We start from the raw sequence: 15,990 nt of genomic DNA on the forward strand, positions 1-15,990 counted from the left end.
CACCGAGCGGACCGGCAGCGACAAGGGCGTCGGCCTGGGCCTGTCCATCGTCCGCTCCGTCGTCCGCGCCCACGACGGCACCATCACCGCCGTCCCCCGTGAAGGCGGCGGCCTGGACATGCGCGTCGTCCTCCCGCTCTGACCCGGTGCCTGGCACGCCCGTTCCGCTGAGAGTGTGCCAGGCACGTCGTGGTGCGGGCGGGGGTCAGCCCTCGATCACCGGCCGGTACGTGCACACGTGGACGCCCGTGCCGCTGGTGGTCGACGAGACCAGTTCCAGGCGGCGCAGGGCACCGTCGTCGGGGAAGATCTTCTTTCCGCCGCCGAGCAGAACCGGCATGATGACCAGCCGCAGTTCGTCCACCAGGTCGGCGCCGAGGAGGCTGCGGACGAGGGCGGAGCTGCCCATCACCAGCAGGTCGCCGCCCTCGGCGCCGCGCAGCTCGCGGATCCGGTCCAGGGCCTCGCCGCCCGGGATGAGGCGGGTGTTCTCCCAGGTGAGCTTGGAGTCGTCGAGGACGCCGGAGACCACGTACTTGGGGATGGCGTTCATCCGGTCGGCGAACGGGTCGCCGGCCCGCTCGGGCCAGGCGGCGGCCATGGTCTGCCACGTACGGCGCCCGAAGAGCAGGGCCTCGGCCGTCGAGAGGGCGTCGGTGAAGGCACCGCCGACGACCTCCGGGTCGAAGAACCGGTGCGACCAGCCGCCGTGGGCGAACCCGCCGTCGGTGTCCTCCTCGGAGCCGCCCGGTGCCTGGACCACGCCGTCCAGGCTCATGAATTCGCTGATCACAACGCGCATGGGAGGTGTTCCTCTTCCTTGTTCTGTCGGCCCGGGGACAGCGTAATGGCGACCTCGGCGCCCTCGGTGCCGCCAGGCCGTACCGGCCGCCCCGGGCCACCTCCCTTGCGGGACAGGCGCGTTAGCGGACGCGCATGCCTGGCAGCTCGCGCAGTGCGGTACGCGGGCGGGCGGCCCGGCCGTTGATGCGGTCGAAGACATAGCCGACCCGGCCGCCGTGGCGGACGCGCCGCAGTCCGCTGATCAGGTCGCCGGTGGCGTAGCGCAGGGCGGGGAAGCAGTCGCGGGCGAAGGAGGTGAGCAGCAGCGCGCCGCTTCCGCCGCCGGGGGCGGCGCCGTCCGCGCCCGGGGGGACGACCTCGGGCAGGATGTGGTCGTGGAAGCGGTAGTGGCCGGCCGCCGCGTCGTAGTGGGCGATGGCGCCGATCTCCACGCTGTCGAAGACGTCGAGGACGTCGGCGAAGCCGATGCCGAACCGCTCGGCCACCCGGCGGCGCCAGCCGGCCGGGGCCAGGCCGCCGGCGACGATCACCTTGCGCGGTGCGATGCGCAGCGGGTCGGGGGACCGCAGCAGCTGGTCCAGGATCGCCGGCGTGGTGAACAGCACGTCCGGGCGGTGGTCGTTGAGGAGCCGGACGCGTGCGCCGAGCGGGCGGTCGCTCTCGATGTCATGGGCGTCGAACCCCATCTCCAGGAAGATCCGCCGCGCGGAGGCCGCCGCATGGCAGGCACCGAGGTCGGTGACGGCGACGCCGCCGAGCGGGAGACCGGCGAGGAACGCCTCGAAGAGTTCCCTGCGCTGGGTGGCGTAGGCGTCCTCGTCGGCCGGGCTGTAGAGCACCCGCTTCGGCCGCCCGGTGCTGGTTCCGGAGCTGAAGTACACGCCCGCGCAAGGGAATTGGGGGTGTTCGGCGGTGTAGTAGTGCGCGGTGAGGAGGTCCGGGCCGAGGACCGGCAGCTCGTCGAGCCGGTCCGAGCCGAGCACGCCGCGCCGCGCCAGGAGATGGCCGTACCAGGGGAAGCGCACGGCGTAACGGGCGGCCAGACAGGCCAGGTCGGCCGAGTGTTCGGCACCCCACTGAGCGGTCGGGGCCACGATGTCGACGGTCATGAGCGGGTCTCCTCGTGCGGTGCGGCGGAGTGAGGGGGGTGAGGGGGGACGGTGGAAGCGGCGGCGCGGGGAGCGGGGTTGCCGTCACCGAACGGCCCGGTGCGGCGGTGGCGCGGGTCCGGGGCGAGCGCCAGCACCCGCGAACCGCTGTCGATCGACGGGGCGGCGCGCACCACTGCCGCGAGGACCGCGCCGGTGGGCCGGCCGGCCGCCAGTCCGTGCTCAGCGGCGAGCCTGCGGCACATCCGGACGGCCTCCGGCGCGGGGATCAGCAGCAGGGCGTCGGTGGCCTCGGGAGGGCCGCCGGGCTCCGGGAATTGGTCGTCGGGAACGGCCACCGCCGTCACCCTCGTACGCGGGGAGAATTCCCGGAAGTGGTCCAGGCAGCCCCGCAGCGTACGGAGCGCGCCCGCGGCGAGGAAGAGATGATCGACGCGGCCCAGCTCCGCCAGGATCGCCGCGGCGGTGCGGGCGGACCGGGCGGCGGAATGCGCGGAATAGGCATACGGATTCAGCCATACCAGACGCGGATCGGCCGTCAGCAGTTCCCGGACGCGCTCGATCCGGCTGAGCAGAAATCCGCCATTGGCGTCCCGCCTGGTCACGCCGGTGATCTGCGCTCCCAGCCTTTTCAGCAGTGCCAGCCGGCCGGGTGGTACTTCGGGATCGGTGACGCAGAGGAACCCATAGCCTTTTCCGGCGCAGACGGCGGCGAGGGCCACGCCGAGGCTTCCGGAGGAGGCTTCGACGACGGTGCCGCCGGGCCGCAGCAGCCCTTTGGCCTCCGCGTCCTCGATCATGCCGACCGCGGTCGCCAGTCCGGGGAAGCCGGCCGCTTCGCTTCCCTCGGTGACGAGATGGACCTCGCTTCCCGGCACCAGGCCGTTCAGTTCCCGAAGTCGTTCGGCGAAAGCCTGCCGCCGGAGAATCCCCGCACAACCGGGAGCGGGAAGAGATGAGGGAAAATTCAACAAGGTCTTAGCGCCGCCAAAGACTCACAGATCTCGACACCCCCGCACGAAACAAGGAAAAACCACCTGGAACCGCTGGCCTCGACTATGCCGAGCCATCCGCGAGCGTGTCCAAGACCTGTTGATCATCAATCTTATAACCTCTGGGCATGGCAATGACCCTGAGACAGCTTCAATACTTGGTGGCCATCGTGGAGACAGGCTCCTTCACCCGCGCCGCCGACCGGCTCCATGTCTCACAGCCCGCCCTCTCGCGCCAGTTGCAGATCCTGGAACGGTCCTGCGGCGGCCCGCTGATCGAACGCAACGTCCGCCCCATCACCCCGACCCCGCTCGGCCGCGCGATACTCCCGCACGCCCGCGCCGCACTGGCCGAAATAGACCGGGCCAACTCCGCCGCCCTGCGGGTGGTCGGCGTGCACGGCGGCGAACTCCGCCTGACCACCCTCCACTCGATCAGCCTGGGCGTCCTGCCCGCCGTACTGGGTGTCTGGCGCCGGCAGCACTCCGGCGTCCGCCTGTCGCTCACCGAGAAGCTCTACGACAGCGAGCTCCAGCTGACCATGGCCGCGGGACAGGCCGATGTGGCGATCGGCCCGCCGCCCATGGACTGGCCCGGCGTCCTCTTCCCGCTGGACGCCGAGGAGTTCGTGGTCGTACTGGCCGCCGACGATCCGCTCGACTGGCCGGACGGCTCCCGGCTGCCGCTGTCCGAACTCGCCGCCCGCGAATGGGTCCACTTCACCGAACCCAACGGCCTGTCCAAGATCCTCGACCATGCCTGCGCCGACGCCGGCTTCCAGCCCCTCATCGCGGTACGCACCCAGCAGACCGCCGCGGCGCTGCAACTGGCCCTGGCCGGTGTCGGGCCGACCCTGCTCCCCGCCAATATGATCCCCGCCAACCCGGCCGCCCGGGTCTACCTCCTCGACCCGCCCATCCGCCGCCCGCTGGCCGCGTACACCCGGGGCCGGCCCGACGCACTGACGGCGGCCTTCATCGACGTCCTCACCCACCACGCCCGGCCCCTGCCGGCCCATGTCGCGGCCCTCGCGGGAGTGCCCGGGAAGCGGGCGGCGGGCCAGGCATCCGGCGGTGCGGAGCGGGCCGCTGACTGATCGCCCCGGGTCACCCCGCGGGTTCCGTGTCGGAGCGCGGTCGCCGTGCGGGACGCGGGTAGCTTGCTGTCGGCTGTCCGCCGTGTCGTACGTACGCGAGGCGCCAGGCATCGCCGGTCTCCGCGGCGCCAGGCATCGAGGCTGGAGGGAACGTCACCCGATGCGTCCGTGCTGCTCCCCCGGGCCCAGCCGCCGGCACCTCCTCACCGGCATCGCCGCGCTGGCCGCCACCGGCACCGCCTGCTCCGGCAACGCCACGCCGAGCCCCGCCCCGACGGGTACCGGCCCCGGCTACCCGCAGCCGCAGTGGGTCCCGGCCGCCGCCACCAACTACACACCGGCCGACCGGCCCGACGGGCACCCGGTGCGGATGGTGATCGTGCACGTCACCCAGGAGACCTTCCCCGACACCCTGATGCTCTTCGGCCGCCCCGGCTACCGCGCGTCCGCCCACTACGTCGTGCGGTCCGAGGACGGCCATCTCGCCCAGTGCGTACGGGAGCGGGACGTTGCCTGGCACGCGGGCAACGCCGCGTACAACTGGCGCAGTATCGGGATCGAGCACGAGGGGCGGGTGGACGAACCGCGGTGGTTCACCCAGGCACTCTACGAGCGGTCGGCGGGGCTGACCGCCGCGATCTGCCGCCGCTACGGCATTCCGGTGGACCGCCGGCACATCATCGGCCATGACGAGGTGCCGGGCGCCGACCACACCGATCCGGGGCCGCTGTGGGACTGGGCTCGCTATATGCGGCTGGTGCGCGCCGCGTTCTGACGGGACTCTCCGAGAGCGGCCGGCCCGCCGGTCCCCGGCCGCCGCGGATCACCTACCGGGGCCGCCCGCTGCCGGGATCACCGGCCGGGCGCGGATCACCGGTTGCCGTTGAAGTAGGTGATGTCCCAGTGGGAGCCCTCGCGGGCGTAGACGTTGCCGGCCGGTGACTTGTACGTCTTCGCCCTGTCGCCGGGGCGCGGACCGGTGTAGCGGAAGTGGCGGGTGATGTACCTGTCGACGCACGTCGTCACATGCATATCGACCTTGTAGCCGTTCCAGTGGCTGTACTTGCCGGCCGCGTGGCCGCGTTCGGTGCCGGCGGTGAGGGAGACCGCGCAGCCGCTCGCCCTCTTGAACGCGATGACGCCGGCGACGGTGGTCCGGTTGATCTGGTCGAACGAGGTGCACCTCTTGTTGTTGCGGTCGCTGCACCGGCCGGAGGAGGTCCAGGTGATACCGGCCTTCCGGAACTGCTGGGCCGCGGCGGCGTGGGTGTACTTCGCCGGTGCGGCGGTCACGGCGGGCGCCGCGGCCACGGCGGGCGCCGCGGCGGCCAGCAGCCCGGCCGCCAGCAGGGATGCGCACGCGGCGCGGATGCGTACGGTCATGCTCCGTCCTTTCGGAAGGGATCTCGGACCCCCGTACAGTGCCGCATCCCGGGGGCGGCTCCAAGGGGCCGGGCGGGGGCGCGCGAGGGCACCCGGCGGGTTGCCGGATGGCTCCCGCGCCAGGGCTTCACACCCCCACCACGGCTGTGGCGGGGCGCTACCCCCATTCCATCCCTTGCATCCGCTACGTCTGCTACTTCCGCTACGTCCGCCTGGGCTCGTCGGGCCAGGCGTAGCCCAGCGCCAGGGCGTGCTCGCGGCTGCCGCCGCAGACGTCCGCGTAGCGCTTCGGGTCGGTGGTGGCCAGCCGGTGCAGCGCGGCCGCGGCCCGTTCCTCCGGTGGCCTGCCGTCGTCCGGGATGCGCCAAACGAATTGCAGCCAGGGCGAGTTGAGGGCGCCCTGCCCATCGGGGGTGCTTGGGGAGGTGCCTGGGGCGGCGCCTGGATCGGCGCCTGGTTCGGGTCGGTCCTGGGCCGGTGGACGAAGTAGCACACGACCGTGTCGGAGTCGTCCCAGTCGACGCCGGTCCAGCCCGGCTCGACGTCCCACTGGGCCAGGAGGCCGGGGCGTGCGCGCAGCCCCGCCGTGACCCGGCCGGGCGTTCCCAGGCACCCCATACGACGTGGTCGCCCTCGCGGCGGATGGTGACGTACAGCGCGCCGCAGCAGCCTTCCGTGCAGTACGCCTCGGCGAGCCGGACCCGCGTGGGCTCCGGCCCCGCCCGCAGCCGGCCGCTGTCGAGCAGGTACTCCGGGGTGTGCCCGGGGCCGAGGCCGAAGGCTCCCGGCACCAGCGGCCGGCCGTCGAGCAGGAAGCGGGTCTCGACCTCGGCCCGCTCCGCCGGATCCCGCACGACCACCTCGATACGCAGGACGTTGGAAGCCGAAGCGTCGCCGCGAGCGCCGTGGTCTTCCACCTCTTCCGCCCCGCCGGCCCCGTCCGCCCGCTCAACGGTGCCGAAGAGCCGACGCGTTGCGTTGCGGATCCAGCCCAGGCGGGTGCGGCTGTTCCGGCCGTCGACATCGGCGAGTTCGATGGGGTCGCTACCGGAGGTGGCGGAGAGAGCAGACCAGGCAGCCGACGTGAGCAGCCGCGCCAGTTCATCGAGCAATGCGTGGCGTTGGCCGGGCTGCCAGGCAAGCAGCGCGCAGGGGCCGCTGTGCAGTTCCTGGGCGAGGGTGAGGAGGATGGCGAAGTGGTCGGTGGTGGGCGGGAGTTGACCGGCCAGCCGGCGGTGACTCTCGGCCGCGGCCCAGGCAGTGTCCTGGCTGGTCAGCAGGGGAGCGAGCGCGTCGGTGAGCGCGTCCTGGGCGGCGGACCAGCTGAGGTCGGTGGCGCGTTGCCCGGGTGGTGGTTCCGGTAGGCGGTAGCCGCCCCGCGGCGGGTGGCCGTCGGGCGCCGCGCGGTGCCGGCGCAGAGTGCGTACGTAGAGGGGGAGCGGCGGGTTGGGAGCGGAGCGCTCCGGACGGGCGCTCACCAGGCGGGGTGGAACTCGATTCCGTAAGCCATGGGGCGATCTTGCCAGTCACCCTCGACCGCGCGCCAGGCATTTCCCCAACCCGGCAGGCATGCACTCCCCTACTCCCCCGCCTCCTGGAAGGCCGCGAGCATCTCGGGCGTCCAGGTCAGCCTGCCGTCCCGGAGGTCGTCGAGGACGCCGCGCAGCCAGCGTTCCTCGGCGCGGAGGAGGGTGATCAGGTACTCGTTCTCGATGAGGGTGATGCGCGGCAGTCCGGCCGGGGCCGCCGCGGTCTGGCGCTCGGTCTCGGCGCGTTGGGCCGTGATGTGCCGCAGGCGCCGCTCCAGGAGGGGGGCCACCTCGTCCGGGGTGAGCATCAGCATGTTCGACAGCGCGACCGGGAAGACCGGGAACTCCGCCTTGGGGACCGCGAGCATCTGCTCCAGCCACTCCCGGGTCGCCGCCCGGCCCTCGTCGGTGACCTCGTAAACGGTCCGCTCCGGGTACTGCTGATCGCGCTCGGTCTGGCGGACGGCGATCAGTCCGCCGGCCTGGAGCCGTTCGATGGTGCGGTAGAGGCCGGTGCGCTGGCCGACGTTGACCACGTGCTCCTTCCCCCACTGCTTGAGCAGCTGCTGAATGCCGTAGGGGTGCAGCGGCCGGTGATGCAGCAGGACCAGCACGGTCAGGCCGAGTGGCGAGCTCTTCACGGTGGTGGTCATACCGGCCATCGTAGTCAGCGAGGTAACTAGTTGCGTTGAGACTAGTTGCTCTGCAACTATGGCCAGCAAGGGGGACGCAACCGACACGGCACCCGGGAGGGGTCATGCACGTCAGCAGCACGGACGACAGCAGGAACGACAGGGGCAGCGGGGACGCCAGGGGCTACGGAGCGATGGCCCGCGCAGCCCGGGCCCGGACCGCGCTCGTCATCGGGGGCGGGGTCGCGGGCCCGGTGGCGGCGCTCGCGCTGCGCCAGGCAGGTATCGCGGCGACGGTGTACGAGGCGTACCCGGCCGCGGCGGACGGGGTCGGTGCCTGGCTGGGGCTGGCGCCGAACGGACTGGCCGCGCTGGCGGCGGTCGGCGCCGACGCGCCGGTACGGGCCGTTGGGCACCCGGTCCCGGGGGTGGTGATGGCGGACGGCGCCGGCCATCCCCTCACCCGCTTCGGCGGCTTCCCGGAGCTGCCGCCGACGATGACGATGCCGCGGGAGCGCCTGTTCCGGGCGCTGACCGACCACGCGGCCGCGGCGGGCGTCCCGTTCGCGTACGGCAAGCGGCTGATCGGCGCCGAGGAGACGTCCGGCGGCGTCACCGCGCACTTCGCCGACGGGAGCTCCGCCACCGCCGATCTGCTGATCGGCGCCGACGGCATCCGTTCCACCGTCCGCACCCTCATCGACCCCCAGGCGCCCGCGCCCGAATACGGCGGGGTGCTGAGCTTCGGCGGGTACGCGGCGGCGGACTGCGGGGTCGAGGCGGAGCCAGGCACCATGCACTTCGCGTTCGGCCGGGCGTTCATGGGCTACTGGCGGGGCGCGGACGGGCGGCTGATCTGGTTCGCCGGGCTGCCCGTGGACAACCCGCCGAGCCAGGCAGAGGTGGCGCGCGTACCGGCCGCCGAGTGGCTGGCCAAGCTGCGGGAGCTGTACGCCGGGCACGTCCCCGGCGAGCGGCTGCTGCGGCACAGCGGGCCCGGCGAACTGATGGCGGTCGGCCGGATGGAGCGGATGCCGCCCGTACCGCACTGGCACCGCGGGCGCATGGTGCTGGTCGGCGACGCGATGCACGCCCCCTCCTCCAGCTCCGGGCAGGGCGCCTCCCTGGCCATCGAGAGCGCGGTGGAACTGGCGCGCTGCCTGCGCGATCTGCCCGTCCACCAGGAGGCGTTCGCCGCCTACGAGGCGCTGCGCCGGCCGCGGGTGGAGGCCATCGGCCGCAGCGCCGCGGCCGTCAACAAGGTCAAGGCCGGCAAGAGCGACCTCCCCGTACCGGAATTCCCTTCCCCGGAGCAGATGTTCCGGCCGCTGCACTTCCACCGGATCGACTGGGCGCAGCCGGTACGGAGTCCGGCGGGGGTGTGACGGCCCGCGCGGCGGCGGGCGTCCGGCCGGGCGCCGGGGGGGGGACGGCGCCCGGGCGGATCGGGTGGCCGCCGCCCCGCGATACCGTCCCGGCATGGCTGATTCCCGCAGGGCCGAGACCCGCCTGACCACGCCCTCCTTCCTGGTGCTCGGATTCATCGACCAGCTGGGCGAGGCCAGCCCGTACGACGTGAAGGTCGAGGCCGCGCGCACGGTGGCCCCGTTCTGGTCGATGCCGCATGCGCAGGTCTACGCGCAGTGCGACCGGCTCGTCGAAGCGGGCCTGCTGTCGGAGTCGCGGCAGAGCGGCGGCCGCAACCGCCGGCTGCTGAAGCTGACCCCCGCGGGCAAGGCGGCCCTGGAGAAGTGGCTCGCGGACGCGTCGTTCGTACCGGTCGAGGCGCGCGAACGCAGCATCCTGAAGCTGTGGTTCGGGGCCCGGCCGGAGGTGCACTCCCCCGTGCAGATCGAGGAGCACCGCCGGACCCTGGCCGAGTACGAGGAACTGGCCGACAGCGTCGGTGAGTTGATGAGCCGGGGGCAGCGGGAGGCGCTGGAGTTCGGGATCCGCTACGAGCGGATGATGGTGGATTTCTGGCAGTGGGTGGAGGAGCGCGGCGCGTAGCCCGCGCCGCAACGCCAACAGCGCATCGCACGCGACCCATTGACCGCTCCCGCCGATCCCCCTTACCTTCTCGATGGTCCAGTTAGGACGGTCCAGTCCGGACCATCACCGTCGGGCACCGGCCCGCCGGCTCACGGCCGCGATCCACCCAGGGAGTCGCCATGAACCGTCCGAGCAGGGCCGTAGGGCGCCGCGCGGCCGTATCGCCCCGGCAGGCCGTATGGCGCCGCGCGGCCACCGTCGCCGTGATCGCCGTCTGCCTGGGATACGCGCCGATCGCGGTGACCGAACTCTGGCCGTACGCGCACCGGGGCGCCCCGGCGGTCGGCGAATGGCTCCTCGCCCGGACGGTCTCGCCGCGTTACGTCGCCGACGCCTTCGCCACCCGCACCGGACCGTACGGGCACAGCCTGGCCGCGTTGATCCTGCACACGGTGCTGGGCGGCGCGCTGATGCTGCTGGGCCCGGCGCAACTGCTGTCCGCGGTACGACGGCGGATCCGGCTGCACCGCGCGCTGGGGGTGGTGTTCGCGCTGGCGGTGTACGCCTCGATGGCGGGCGCCGCGGTCTATCTGGCGCGGACCGCGCCGCGCGACGCGTTCAGCGGGGCGACGTTCTGGATCGTGCTCGCGACGCTCCTGGCCGGGACGGTCATGAGCGTGACGTACGGGATCGCCGCCGCGGTCGGCCGGTTCCCGGATCTGCACCAGCGGTGGATGCTGCTGTGCTACGGCTATCTGATGACCGCGCCGCTGCTGCGTCTGGAGTGGGGCGCGCTCCCGGTGCTGCTGCCCGGACTTTCGATGGCGGACGTCAACCGCGTGGCGGTGATGCACCTCGGGTTGGTGGTGGTGTTCGGGGCGCTGGTCGCGTCGCGGGCGATGGACCGGCGGGCGTCGGTGCCCGGTGTACGCGGTACGTGGGTGCCGGGGCCGGTGCTGATCGCGGCCCATCTGGCGGGCGCGGCGGCCCTGGTGTGGATCGCCCGGTCGTTCCTGGTGTGGGGGGCCGCGGGGCAGCGGCTGCTGGCCGGCTACCTGGTCCCGTTCGCCGCGGTGTACGCCGTACTGGCCGTCTGCCACCGGCGGGCGGGCCGGGCCGGGCGGGGCTGGGCCCGCGAGGAGTGGCGGCTGCATCTGACCGCGCTGTGCCTGGCCCCGCCGTTCTCGGCCGGCGCGACCGTGCTGCTGGAGCGGTACGCGGCGCTCGACCGCTACACGGCGCTGACCGCGGGCGTCGGAATCGGCTGCGGAATGCTGGCGTTCGCGGCGACGACGGCGGTCAGCCTGCGCGTACTGGCCGGCCGCCGGGAGGCCCAGGCCGGCAGGCGGACGGCCGCGAGCGCCACCGACGGGCCGGGGCGGGAAGCGGCGGGGGTGGGGCGAGGTGAACGGGCTGCCGGGTAGCGGTTGACGCCACCTACGCGATCCGGCCAACGACACCTCAACCAAGCCACTCGGCCCGCCCGCGCCGAACGGCTCAAAACCGACCCTCACCAGCCGTCATTACCAACTCATGGTTGTGTCATGACCAATCCTTTTCCTAACCTGCTGGCGCGGAGGGCGCAACGCGCGCTCCCCACGGGCCAGTTCAGGCATGACACAACCGGGGGCACGCCGCAGCGGCGTACCCCCGGTGGGTTCGGCCCGTGACGCCTCGCACCGACCACGGCTCCGGCAGGCAACGGGTCGGCCGCGACGCGTAGTCCACGCGACCACGCATCGGAGGGTACCGTGAACCACCCCAACCGATTAAGAGCCGCGATCCAGGCGGACGGCACCACCCCGCTGATCGGCGTCTTCGACATGTTCTCCGCGTCCCTGGCGGCGCGCCACTACGACGGGATGTTCGTCTCCGGCTTCGGCTTCGCGGCGTCCCACTACGGTCTGCCGGACATCGGGTTCATCGCCTGGCCCGATATCGTCGCGTTCGTCCAGCGGCTCCGGCTGGCCTTTCCCCGGCAGCACCTGCTGGTCGACATCGACGACGGCTACGTCGACCCGGAGACCGCCTGCCATGTCGTCCAGCAGCTGGAGGCCATCGGCGCCTCCGGGGTGATCCTGGAGGACCAGCAGCGTCCCCGGCGGTGCGGCCACGTCGACGGCAAGCGCGTACTGCCGCTGGAGGAGTACCTCGCCAAGCTCGACCTGGTCCTCCGGTCCCGCCGCGACCTGGTCGTCGTCGCCCGCACCGACGCCACCGAGGAGGAGGAGATCCTGCGCCGGGCCAAGGCGCTCTCCGCGACCGACGCCGATGTGATCCTCGTGGACGGCGTACGCAGCGTCGACTGGATCCACAAGGTGCGCCGCGTCATCGGCGACAAGCCGCTGCTGTTCAACCAGATCGCGGGCGGCAAGTCGCCCCGGCTGTCGCTCACCGAGCTACGGCGCCTCGGGGTCGACATCGCGATCTACAGCACCCCCTGCCTGTTCGCCGCCCAGACCGCCATCGACCAGGCACTCACCGAACTGAAACGGGCCGACGGCCGCCTGCCCGAGCACGTCCCGGGCGCCATCGGCGTCGCCGAGTGCCTGTCCCTGCTGGAACGCAACATCAGCCGCCACCACGCCCCCGCCCCGACCGAAGCCCAGGCATACGCGTAAGTGCCTGACTGCCTGAGTTGAGTGACTGAGTGCCTGGGCGCCTGGCTGAGGCCCAGGCACCGGCACAGAGGCCGCGCCGGGATGTTCCCATCAGCCCGAATGGCCGCCCGGCGCGGCCTTCGGCCTGGGGGCTTGGGCCCCGGGCCTCGGGCCTCGGGCCTCGGGCCGTTCAACTCCCCGCGCATCGACCGTCAAACCGCTGGACGGCGGGTCCGCGCGCCGGAGACCATGAGACGTGGAATTCCTTTGTTATCACCGCGACCGCAGCGGCTCCCTGCCATTGCGGGAGGAGCTTCTGGAAGCGCACTGGTCCTACATGGACGGGTACGCGCAAGAGATGATCGCCCGGGGACCGACGTTCGCCGCGGGCAGTGACACGCCCACGGGGAGCGTGCACATCCTCGACCTGCCCGATCCCGCGGCCGCCCGCGCGTTCGCCTTCGACGAGCCGAACTACCAGGCCGGCGTTTACCGGGACGTACTGCTGCGCCGCTGGCACAACACGCTGGGACGCACCATGTGGGAGTTCCCCGGCGGCCGGACCGGCGGCGACCGCTACCTGGTGCTCGGCCTGGGTACCGGCCCGGCCGCCGACCTCACCCCGCCGCCCGACCAAGGTGAACTCATCGCCTACGGACCGCTGCTGTCGGACGACGGCGCCACCTGGCTGGGCACGGCCGCGCTCCTCAGGGCGCCGGACCCGGTCACGGCACGCTCCCTGCTGACCCCCGACCGGTACGCCGACATCGAGGTACACGACTGGCATTTCGGCGGGCGGGCATGACGTGATAGCGAGGTGATCAGAATCAGGTAGCGGCCGCCGTAGTTGAGGATGGACTTCCTGGCCGCGGATGCGTAGACGAGGCCGGCCTCCTCATCGAATACATCGACGTTGACGATTACGTAAGCGAGCACGTCTCGCTCGACCGGGTCGCCGCGCTCGCCGGCGTCGGCAAGGGCACGGTCTTCCGCCGCTTCGGCAGTCGCGCCGGACTGCTGCGGGCGCTGGTCGAGGAGCGCTCCCACGAGTTGCGGGCGGCGATCGCCGACGGGCCTCCCCCGCTGGGCCCTGGCGCGCCCGCCCGGGAACGGCTGATCGTCTTCCTGGACGGCCTGGGCGCTATCGCGGAACGCAACGCGGCGCTGCTCTCGGCGCATGAACAAGCCTGCGCCTCGGACAAATTCGCCGACCCGAGCTATCAGCTCTGGCACCGTCATCTGAGCGGGTTGGTCGCCGAGGCACGGCCCGGGTTGGACAGCGACTTCGCGGCGCATGCCCTGCTGGCCGCGTTCGATGGGGAACTGGTCCGCCGGATGGCCGCGTCGTCCGGCGAGCCCCGGGCGTTCACCCGCGCCGTCACGGATCTGGCGCCGGCCCTCGTCGGCCCGGTGTGAATGCGCTTTGCGTCAACCTGAAAGCGTTGGCGGGCCGGTCCGGGGCGTCGTCCGGGCCCGTGGCGCGTACGGCGTCGGTCGCCTCGTTACGGGCGCAGGGCTCCGTAGACGGACCAGATCACCGATGTCAGGGGTACGGCGACCACCGCGCCGAGGACGCCGGCCGTTACGCCGCCGCAGACGACGGCGAGGGCCACTACGACCGGGTGGAGGCGGACGGCGCGGCTCATCACCAGGGGGTGGAGGACGTGGCCTTCGAGCTGCCCGATGACGACGATGAGGAGGACGACGATCAGGGCCACGAGGGGGCCCTTGGCGGCCAGGGCCACGACTGCGGCCACCGCGAGGGCGACCGGTGAGCCGACGAGGGGGATGAAGGCGGCGAAGAACTCCAGGACGGCCAGGGGCAGGACCAGTGGGACGCCCAGGACGAACAGGGCGAGGCCGACGAGGATGGCGTTGGTCGCGGCGACGATCACGATGCCGCGGGTGTAGCCGGTGAAGGTGGCCCAGGCCGCCCGGCCCGCCGTCCCGGCCCAGCGGCGGCCGCGCTCCGGGAGCTGGCCGCCGAACCACAGCCACATCCGGGTTCCGGAGTGCAGGAAGAAGACCGAGCAGAACAGGGCGAGCGCCGCCACCGTCAGGACCTCCACCAGCCGGCCCACTCCGCTCACGGCGGTGTTGATGAGGTTGCCGCGGTTCTTGCTGACGAAGCGGGAGATCCAGTCCTGGAGGTGGGCCAGGGCGCCGTGCCGCAGGTGCAGCGGCGGGCCTTCCAGCCAGCGCTCGATCCGGTTCACCCCGCCGCCGAAGACCTGCCGCAGGCCGGGCCACTCCCCGGCGACGTTGGCGCCGATCAGGCTCAGGACGCCGAGGAGCAGCACGATGCCCAGCAGCAGCGCGGTGGTGACCGCGAGCGCACGCGGCAGGACGCGGGCCAGCAGGCAGGTCAGCGGCTCCAGGAGGGCGGTGAGCACCAGGCCGAGGAAGACGGCGAGGGTGACCAGGTGGAACCGCCCCAGCGTCATGAACACCACGTAGACCGCGGCCCCGACGACCAGCAGCCGCCACCCGTACGCGGCGGCCACCCGCAGCGGTCTGGGCACGACGACGGTCTCGCGCAGGCGGGGTTCCGGCAGGCGGCGGGGCCCCGGGTGGGCGCGGCGGGCTCGGATCGGCACCTTGAGCCGCCACCTCCTCCCGCCCATGGGCCTCCGCGGGCCCTGGCGGGGCCCTTACGTCACCGGTATCACCGCGCGGCGGCCACCGAACGCGACCGGCCGGTATTCCCTCGAAGGCACCCGGTGGGGACCGGGTCGGGCCGGTGGCGTTCGCGGGCCTGCCCTGGTCCGCCCGGGGCTCCCGGGACCGCCGCACCCGTCCGCCGGCTTTCGCGGGGCCGGCGCCCGTCCGCCGGGTTTCTCCGGGCCCGGCCCGGCGCCGTGCGCGCGCTGGCTCAGCCGGGCTCCTCCGCCGCCACCTGCCGCAGTGTGCGGCCGCTGAGTACGGAGCGGGCCCGGTGGGCGTCGGGGGTGCCGCGGTGACCGGCCCGGTCGTCGTTCTCCTTCACCAGCAGCCAGGATTCCCGTTCTCCGGAGTCCGGGCCGCCGCGGAAGCGGGTGAGGGCGTAGCCGCCGTGGAGTTTGCTGCCGTCGAGCCAGAAGGTGATGTGGCCGTGCTCCAGGGACTCGGCGAAGGAGCGGTGGCGGGCTTTCCGTTTGCCGGGGAGCGGGTGGTAGCTGCCCTCGTCCCAGACGATCACGGTGCCCGCGCCGTACTCGCCTTGCGGGATGACGCCCTCGAAGTCGCGGTACTCCAGCGGGTGGTCCTCGGTGGGCATGGCCAGCCGCTTATCGTGCGGGTCGGTGGACGGGCCCTTGGGGACGGACCAGGACTTCAGTACCCCGTCGACCTCCAGGCGGAAGTCGAAGTGCAGGGTGCTGGCGTCGTGGATCTGGACGACGAAGTGCGGTTCCTGGGGGGTGGTGGTGTCGTGCGGCTCCTCGGGGCTGTCCGGCGCTGGTCCACCGGCCGTCCGTCCGGGTTGTGCCGGGCCGCCCGCCGGTTCCCGGGTGCGGTCGAAGTGCCGCTTGCCCCGGTAGGTGGTCAGCCGGTCGGTGTCCTCGGGGGCCTTGGGTGCCGTGGCCGCCCCGGTGGCCGCGGCTCGCTTACGGTGCCCGACTCGTTTGGCGTTTCTGCTCTCCTTCGTCCCTCCGCCCATGTCGTCCGCCTCCCCTCGCGGCGCTCGTCGCGTAGTGGTGTGGTGTCCCGTTATGGCCGCGTACCCGTAAGCCGGCCGTGCGCACGGCCCGCAATCGGGCCAGGCCAGTCGGCCGAGCCGCACGCACACCCACCGCCCCTCCACTGTGGCGCGCCGCCCACCCGCCCGCATGTGCGCGCTCCCGCCCCGGCCGGCGCCGCCCGGAAGGCCCGCCG

Annotated in this window: 18 protein-coding genes and 1 pseudogene; 11 read left to right on the plus strand and 8 right to left on the minus strand. The window is 72.8% G+C overall.

Going from position 1 to position 15,990, the window contains the following annotated elements; genetic code table 11:
* A partial coding sequence (locus tag ADL22_RS34240) for an ATP-binding protein (RefSeq protein ID WP_234430843.1) occupies positions 1 to 142 on the plus strand: 142 nt, incomplete at its 5' end.
* Between the two features lie 63 nt (positions 143 to 205).
* Here ADL22_RS34240 and ADL22_RS26820 read toward each other — a convergent pair.
* From ADL22_RS26820 to ADL22_RS26830, 3 genes are all read right to left on the minus strand, one after another.
* Entirely contained in the window at positions 206 to 802 is a 597-nt protein-coding gene (locus ADL22_RS26820; protein ID WP_066985098.1) for a dihydrofolate reductase family protein, read from the minus strand.
* Between the two features lie 121 nt (positions 803 to 923).
* On the minus strand, positions 924 to 1,913 hold the full coding sequence (locus tag ADL22_RS26825; RefSeq protein ID WP_066985101.1) for a hypothetical protein: 990 nt from the start codon (positions 1,911 to 1,913) through the stop codon (positions 924 to 926).
* Positions 1,910 to 2,791, minus strand: a complete 882-nt coding sequence (locus tag ADL22_RS26830; protein WP_066985104.1) for a pyridoxal-phosphate dependent enzyme — start codon at positions 2,789 to 2,791, stop codon at positions 1,910 to 1,912. Before ADL22_RS26830 ends, ADL22_RS26825 begins: the two co-directional genes overlap by 4 nt.
* Before the next feature lie 242 nt (positions 2,792 to 3,033).
* Here ADL22_RS26830 and ADL22_RS26835 point away from each other — a divergent pair, with 242 nt between their 5' ends.
* Together ADL22_RS26835 and ADL22_RS26840 are read left to right on the plus strand one after the other, a co-directional pair.
* A complete protein-coding gene (locus tag ADL22_RS26835) occupies positions 3,034 to 4,002 on the plus strand; it encodes a LysR family transcriptional regulator (protein WP_079064459.1) in 969 nt (322 codons plus the stop codon).
* A 160-nt stretch (positions 4,003 to 4,162) separates the two neighbouring features.
* Positions 4,163 to 4,777 carry an N-acetylmuramoyl-L-alanine amidase gene (locus tag ADL22_RS26840; RefSeq protein WP_066985111.1) on the plus strand — a complete coding sequence of 205 codons (615 nt, stop codon included), beginning with the start codon at positions 4,163 to 4,165 and terminating at the stop codon, positions 4,775 to 4,777.
* A 95-nt stretch (positions 4,778 to 4,872) separates the two neighbouring features.
* Here the strand turns inward: ADL22_RS26840 and ADL22_RS26845 are convergent, their stop codons facing one another.
* The gene (locus tag ADL22_RS26845; protein ID WP_066985114.1) at positions 4,873 to 5,385 is read right to left on the minus strand and encodes a hypothetical protein; all 513 of its coding nucleotides are present in this window, start codon (positions 5,383 to 5,385) and stop codon (positions 4,873 to 4,875) included.
* A 202-nt stretch (positions 5,386 to 5,587) separates the two neighbouring features.
* The gene (locus ADL22_RS35525) at positions 5,588 to 5,878 is read right to left on the minus strand and encodes a hypothetical protein (protein ID WP_159048729.1); all 291 of its coding nucleotides are present in this window, start codon (positions 5,876 to 5,878) and stop codon (positions 5,588 to 5,590) included.
* A 130-nt stretch (positions 5,879 to 6,008) separates the two neighbouring features.
* Here ADL22_RS35525 and ADL22_RS26850 point away from each other — a divergent pair, with 130 nt between their 5' ends.
* Positions 6,009 to 6,749 carry a hypothetical protein gene (locus tag ADL22_RS26850; protein ID WP_159048730.1) on the plus strand — a complete coding sequence of 247 codons (741 nt, stop codon included), beginning with the start codon at positions 6,009 to 6,011 and terminating at the stop codon, positions 6,747 to 6,749.
* 215 nt (positions 6,750 to 6,964) lie between these two features.
* Here the strand turns inward: ADL22_RS26850 and ADL22_RS26855 are convergent, their stop codons facing one another.
* The gene (locus tag ADL22_RS26855) at positions 6,965 to 7,567 is read right to left on the minus strand and encodes a PadR family transcriptional regulator (RefSeq protein ID WP_066985177.1); all 603 of its coding nucleotides are present in this window, start codon (positions 7,565 to 7,567) and stop codon (positions 6,965 to 6,967) included.
* 104 nt (positions 7,568 to 7,671) lie between these two features.
* Here ADL22_RS26855 and ADL22_RS26860 point away from each other — a divergent pair, with 104 nt between their 5' ends.
* The 7 genes and pseudogenes from ADL22_RS26860 to ADL22_RS26885 all read left to right on the plus strand — a co-directional run bounded on the left by ADL22_RS26860 (position 7,672) and on the right by ADL22_RS26885 (position 13,554).
* Positions 7,672 to 8,931, plus strand: coding sequence for an FAD-dependent monooxygenase (locus tag ADL22_RS26860; protein ID WP_234430865.1), 1,260 nt, complete (start codon positions 7,672 to 7,674; stop codon positions 8,929 to 8,931).
* A 94-nt stretch (positions 8,932 to 9,025) separates the two neighbouring features.
* The gene (locus ADL22_RS26865) at positions 9,026 to 9,556 is read left to right on the plus strand and encodes a PadR family transcriptional regulator (protein WP_066985122.1); all 531 of its coding nucleotides are present in this window, start codon (positions 9,026 to 9,028) and stop codon (positions 9,554 to 9,556) included.
* Between the two features lie 161 nt (positions 9,557 to 9,717).
* Positions 9,718 to 10,962 carry a DUF2306 domain-containing protein gene (locus ADL22_RS26870; protein ID WP_079064461.1) on the plus strand — a complete coding sequence of 415 codons (1,245 nt, stop codon included), beginning with the start codon at positions 9,718 to 9,720 and terminating at the stop codon, positions 10,960 to 10,962.
* Between the two features lie 327 nt (positions 10,963 to 11,289).
* Positions 11,290 to 12,159, plus strand: coding sequence for an isocitrate lyase/PEP mutase family protein (locus ADL22_RS26875; protein WP_066985125.1), 870 nt, complete (start codon positions 11,290 to 11,292; stop codon positions 12,157 to 12,159).
* 235 nt (positions 12,160 to 12,394) lie between these two features.
* Positions 12,395 to 12,943 carry a YciI family protein gene (locus tag ADL22_RS26880; RefSeq protein WP_066985127.1) on the plus strand — a complete coding sequence of 183 codons (549 nt, stop codon included), beginning with the start codon at positions 12,395 to 12,397 and terminating at the stop codon, positions 12,941 to 12,943.
* Between the two features lie 101 nt (positions 12,944 to 13,044).
* A pseudogene (locus tag ADL22_RS36460) lies at positions 13,045 to 13,155 on the plus strand (TetR family transcriptional regulator); the annotation flags it as partial.
* A 33-nt stretch (positions 13,156 to 13,188) separates the two neighbouring features.
* A complete protein-coding gene (locus ADL22_RS26885; protein ID WP_234430866.1) occupies positions 13,189 to 13,554 on the plus strand; it encodes a TetR/AcrR family transcriptional regulator in 366 nt (121 codons plus the stop codon).
* 86 nt (positions 13,555 to 13,640) lie between these two features.
* Here the strand turns inward: ADL22_RS26885 and ADL22_RS26890 are convergent, their stop codons facing one another.
* Together ADL22_RS26890 and ADL22_RS26895 are read right to left on the minus strand one after the other, a co-directional pair.
* Positions 13,641 to 14,660: an AI-2E family transporter gene (locus ADL22_RS26890; RefSeq protein WP_234430867.1), complete on the minus strand. Its 1,020-nt coding sequence runs from the start codon at positions 14,658 to 14,660 to the stop codon at positions 13,641 to 13,643.
* Between the two features lie 350 nt (positions 14,661 to 15,010).
* Positions 15,011 to 15,775 (minus strand): DNA polymerase ligase N-terminal domain-containing protein, encoded by a 765-nt coding sequence (locus tag ADL22_RS26895; RefSeq protein WP_079064463.1) that lies wholly within the window; start codon positions 15,773 to 15,775, stop codon positions 15,011 to 15,013.
* Between the last annotated feature and the right edge of the window lie 215 nt (positions 15,776 to 15,990).

The organism is Streptomyces sp. NRRL F-4489 (assembly GCF_001509485.1).
GTDB lineage: Bacteria > Actinomycetota > Actinomycetes > Streptomycetales > Streptomycetaceae > Streptomyces.

What these genes read in the sequence shown, in the direction of transcription:
- ADL22_RS26820 (WP_066985098.1), bottom strand. Translation starts at nt 802, where the DNA reads ATGCGCGTTGTGATCAGCGAATTCATGAGCCTGGACGGCGTGGTCCAG.
- ADL22_RS26825 (WP_066985101.1), bottom strand. Translation starts at nt 1,913, where the DNA reads ATGACCGTCGACATCGTGGCCCCGACCGCTCAGTGGGGTGCCGAACAC.
- ADL22_RS26835 (WP_079064459.1), top strand. Translation starts at nt 3,034, where the DNA reads ATGGCAATGACCCTGAGACAGCTTCAATACTTGGTGGCCATCGTGGAG.
- ADL22_RS26840 (WP_066985111.1), top strand. Translation starts at nt 4,163, where the DNA reads ATGCGTCCGTGCTGCTCCCCCGGGCCCAGCCGCCGGCACCTCCTCACC.
- ADL22_RS26845 (WP_066985114.1), bottom strand. Translation starts at nt 5,385, where the DNA reads ATGACCGTACGCATCCGCGCCGCGTGCGCATCCCTGCTGGCGGCCGGG.
- ADL22_RS26855 (WP_066985177.1), bottom strand. Translation starts at nt 7,567, where the DNA reads ATGACCACCACCGTGAAGAGCTCGCCACTCGGCCTGACCGTGCTGGTC.
- ADL22_RS26860 (WP_234430865.1), top strand. Translation starts at nt 7,672, where the DNA reads ATGCACGTCAGCAGCACGGACGACAGCAGGAACGACAGGGGCAGCGGG.
- ADL22_RS26865 (WP_066985122.1), top strand. Translation starts at nt 9,026, where the DNA reads ATGGCTGATTCCCGCAGGGCCGAGACCCGCCTGACCACGCCCTCCTTC.
- ADL22_RS26870 (WP_079064461.1), top strand. Translation starts at nt 9,718, where the DNA reads ATGAACCGTCCGAGCAGGGCCGTAGGGCGCCGCGCGGCCGTATCGCCC.
- ADL22_RS26895 (WP_079064463.1), bottom strand. Translation starts at nt 15,775, where the DNA reads ATGGGCGGAGGGACGAAGGAGAGCAGAAACGCCAAACGAGTCGGGCAC.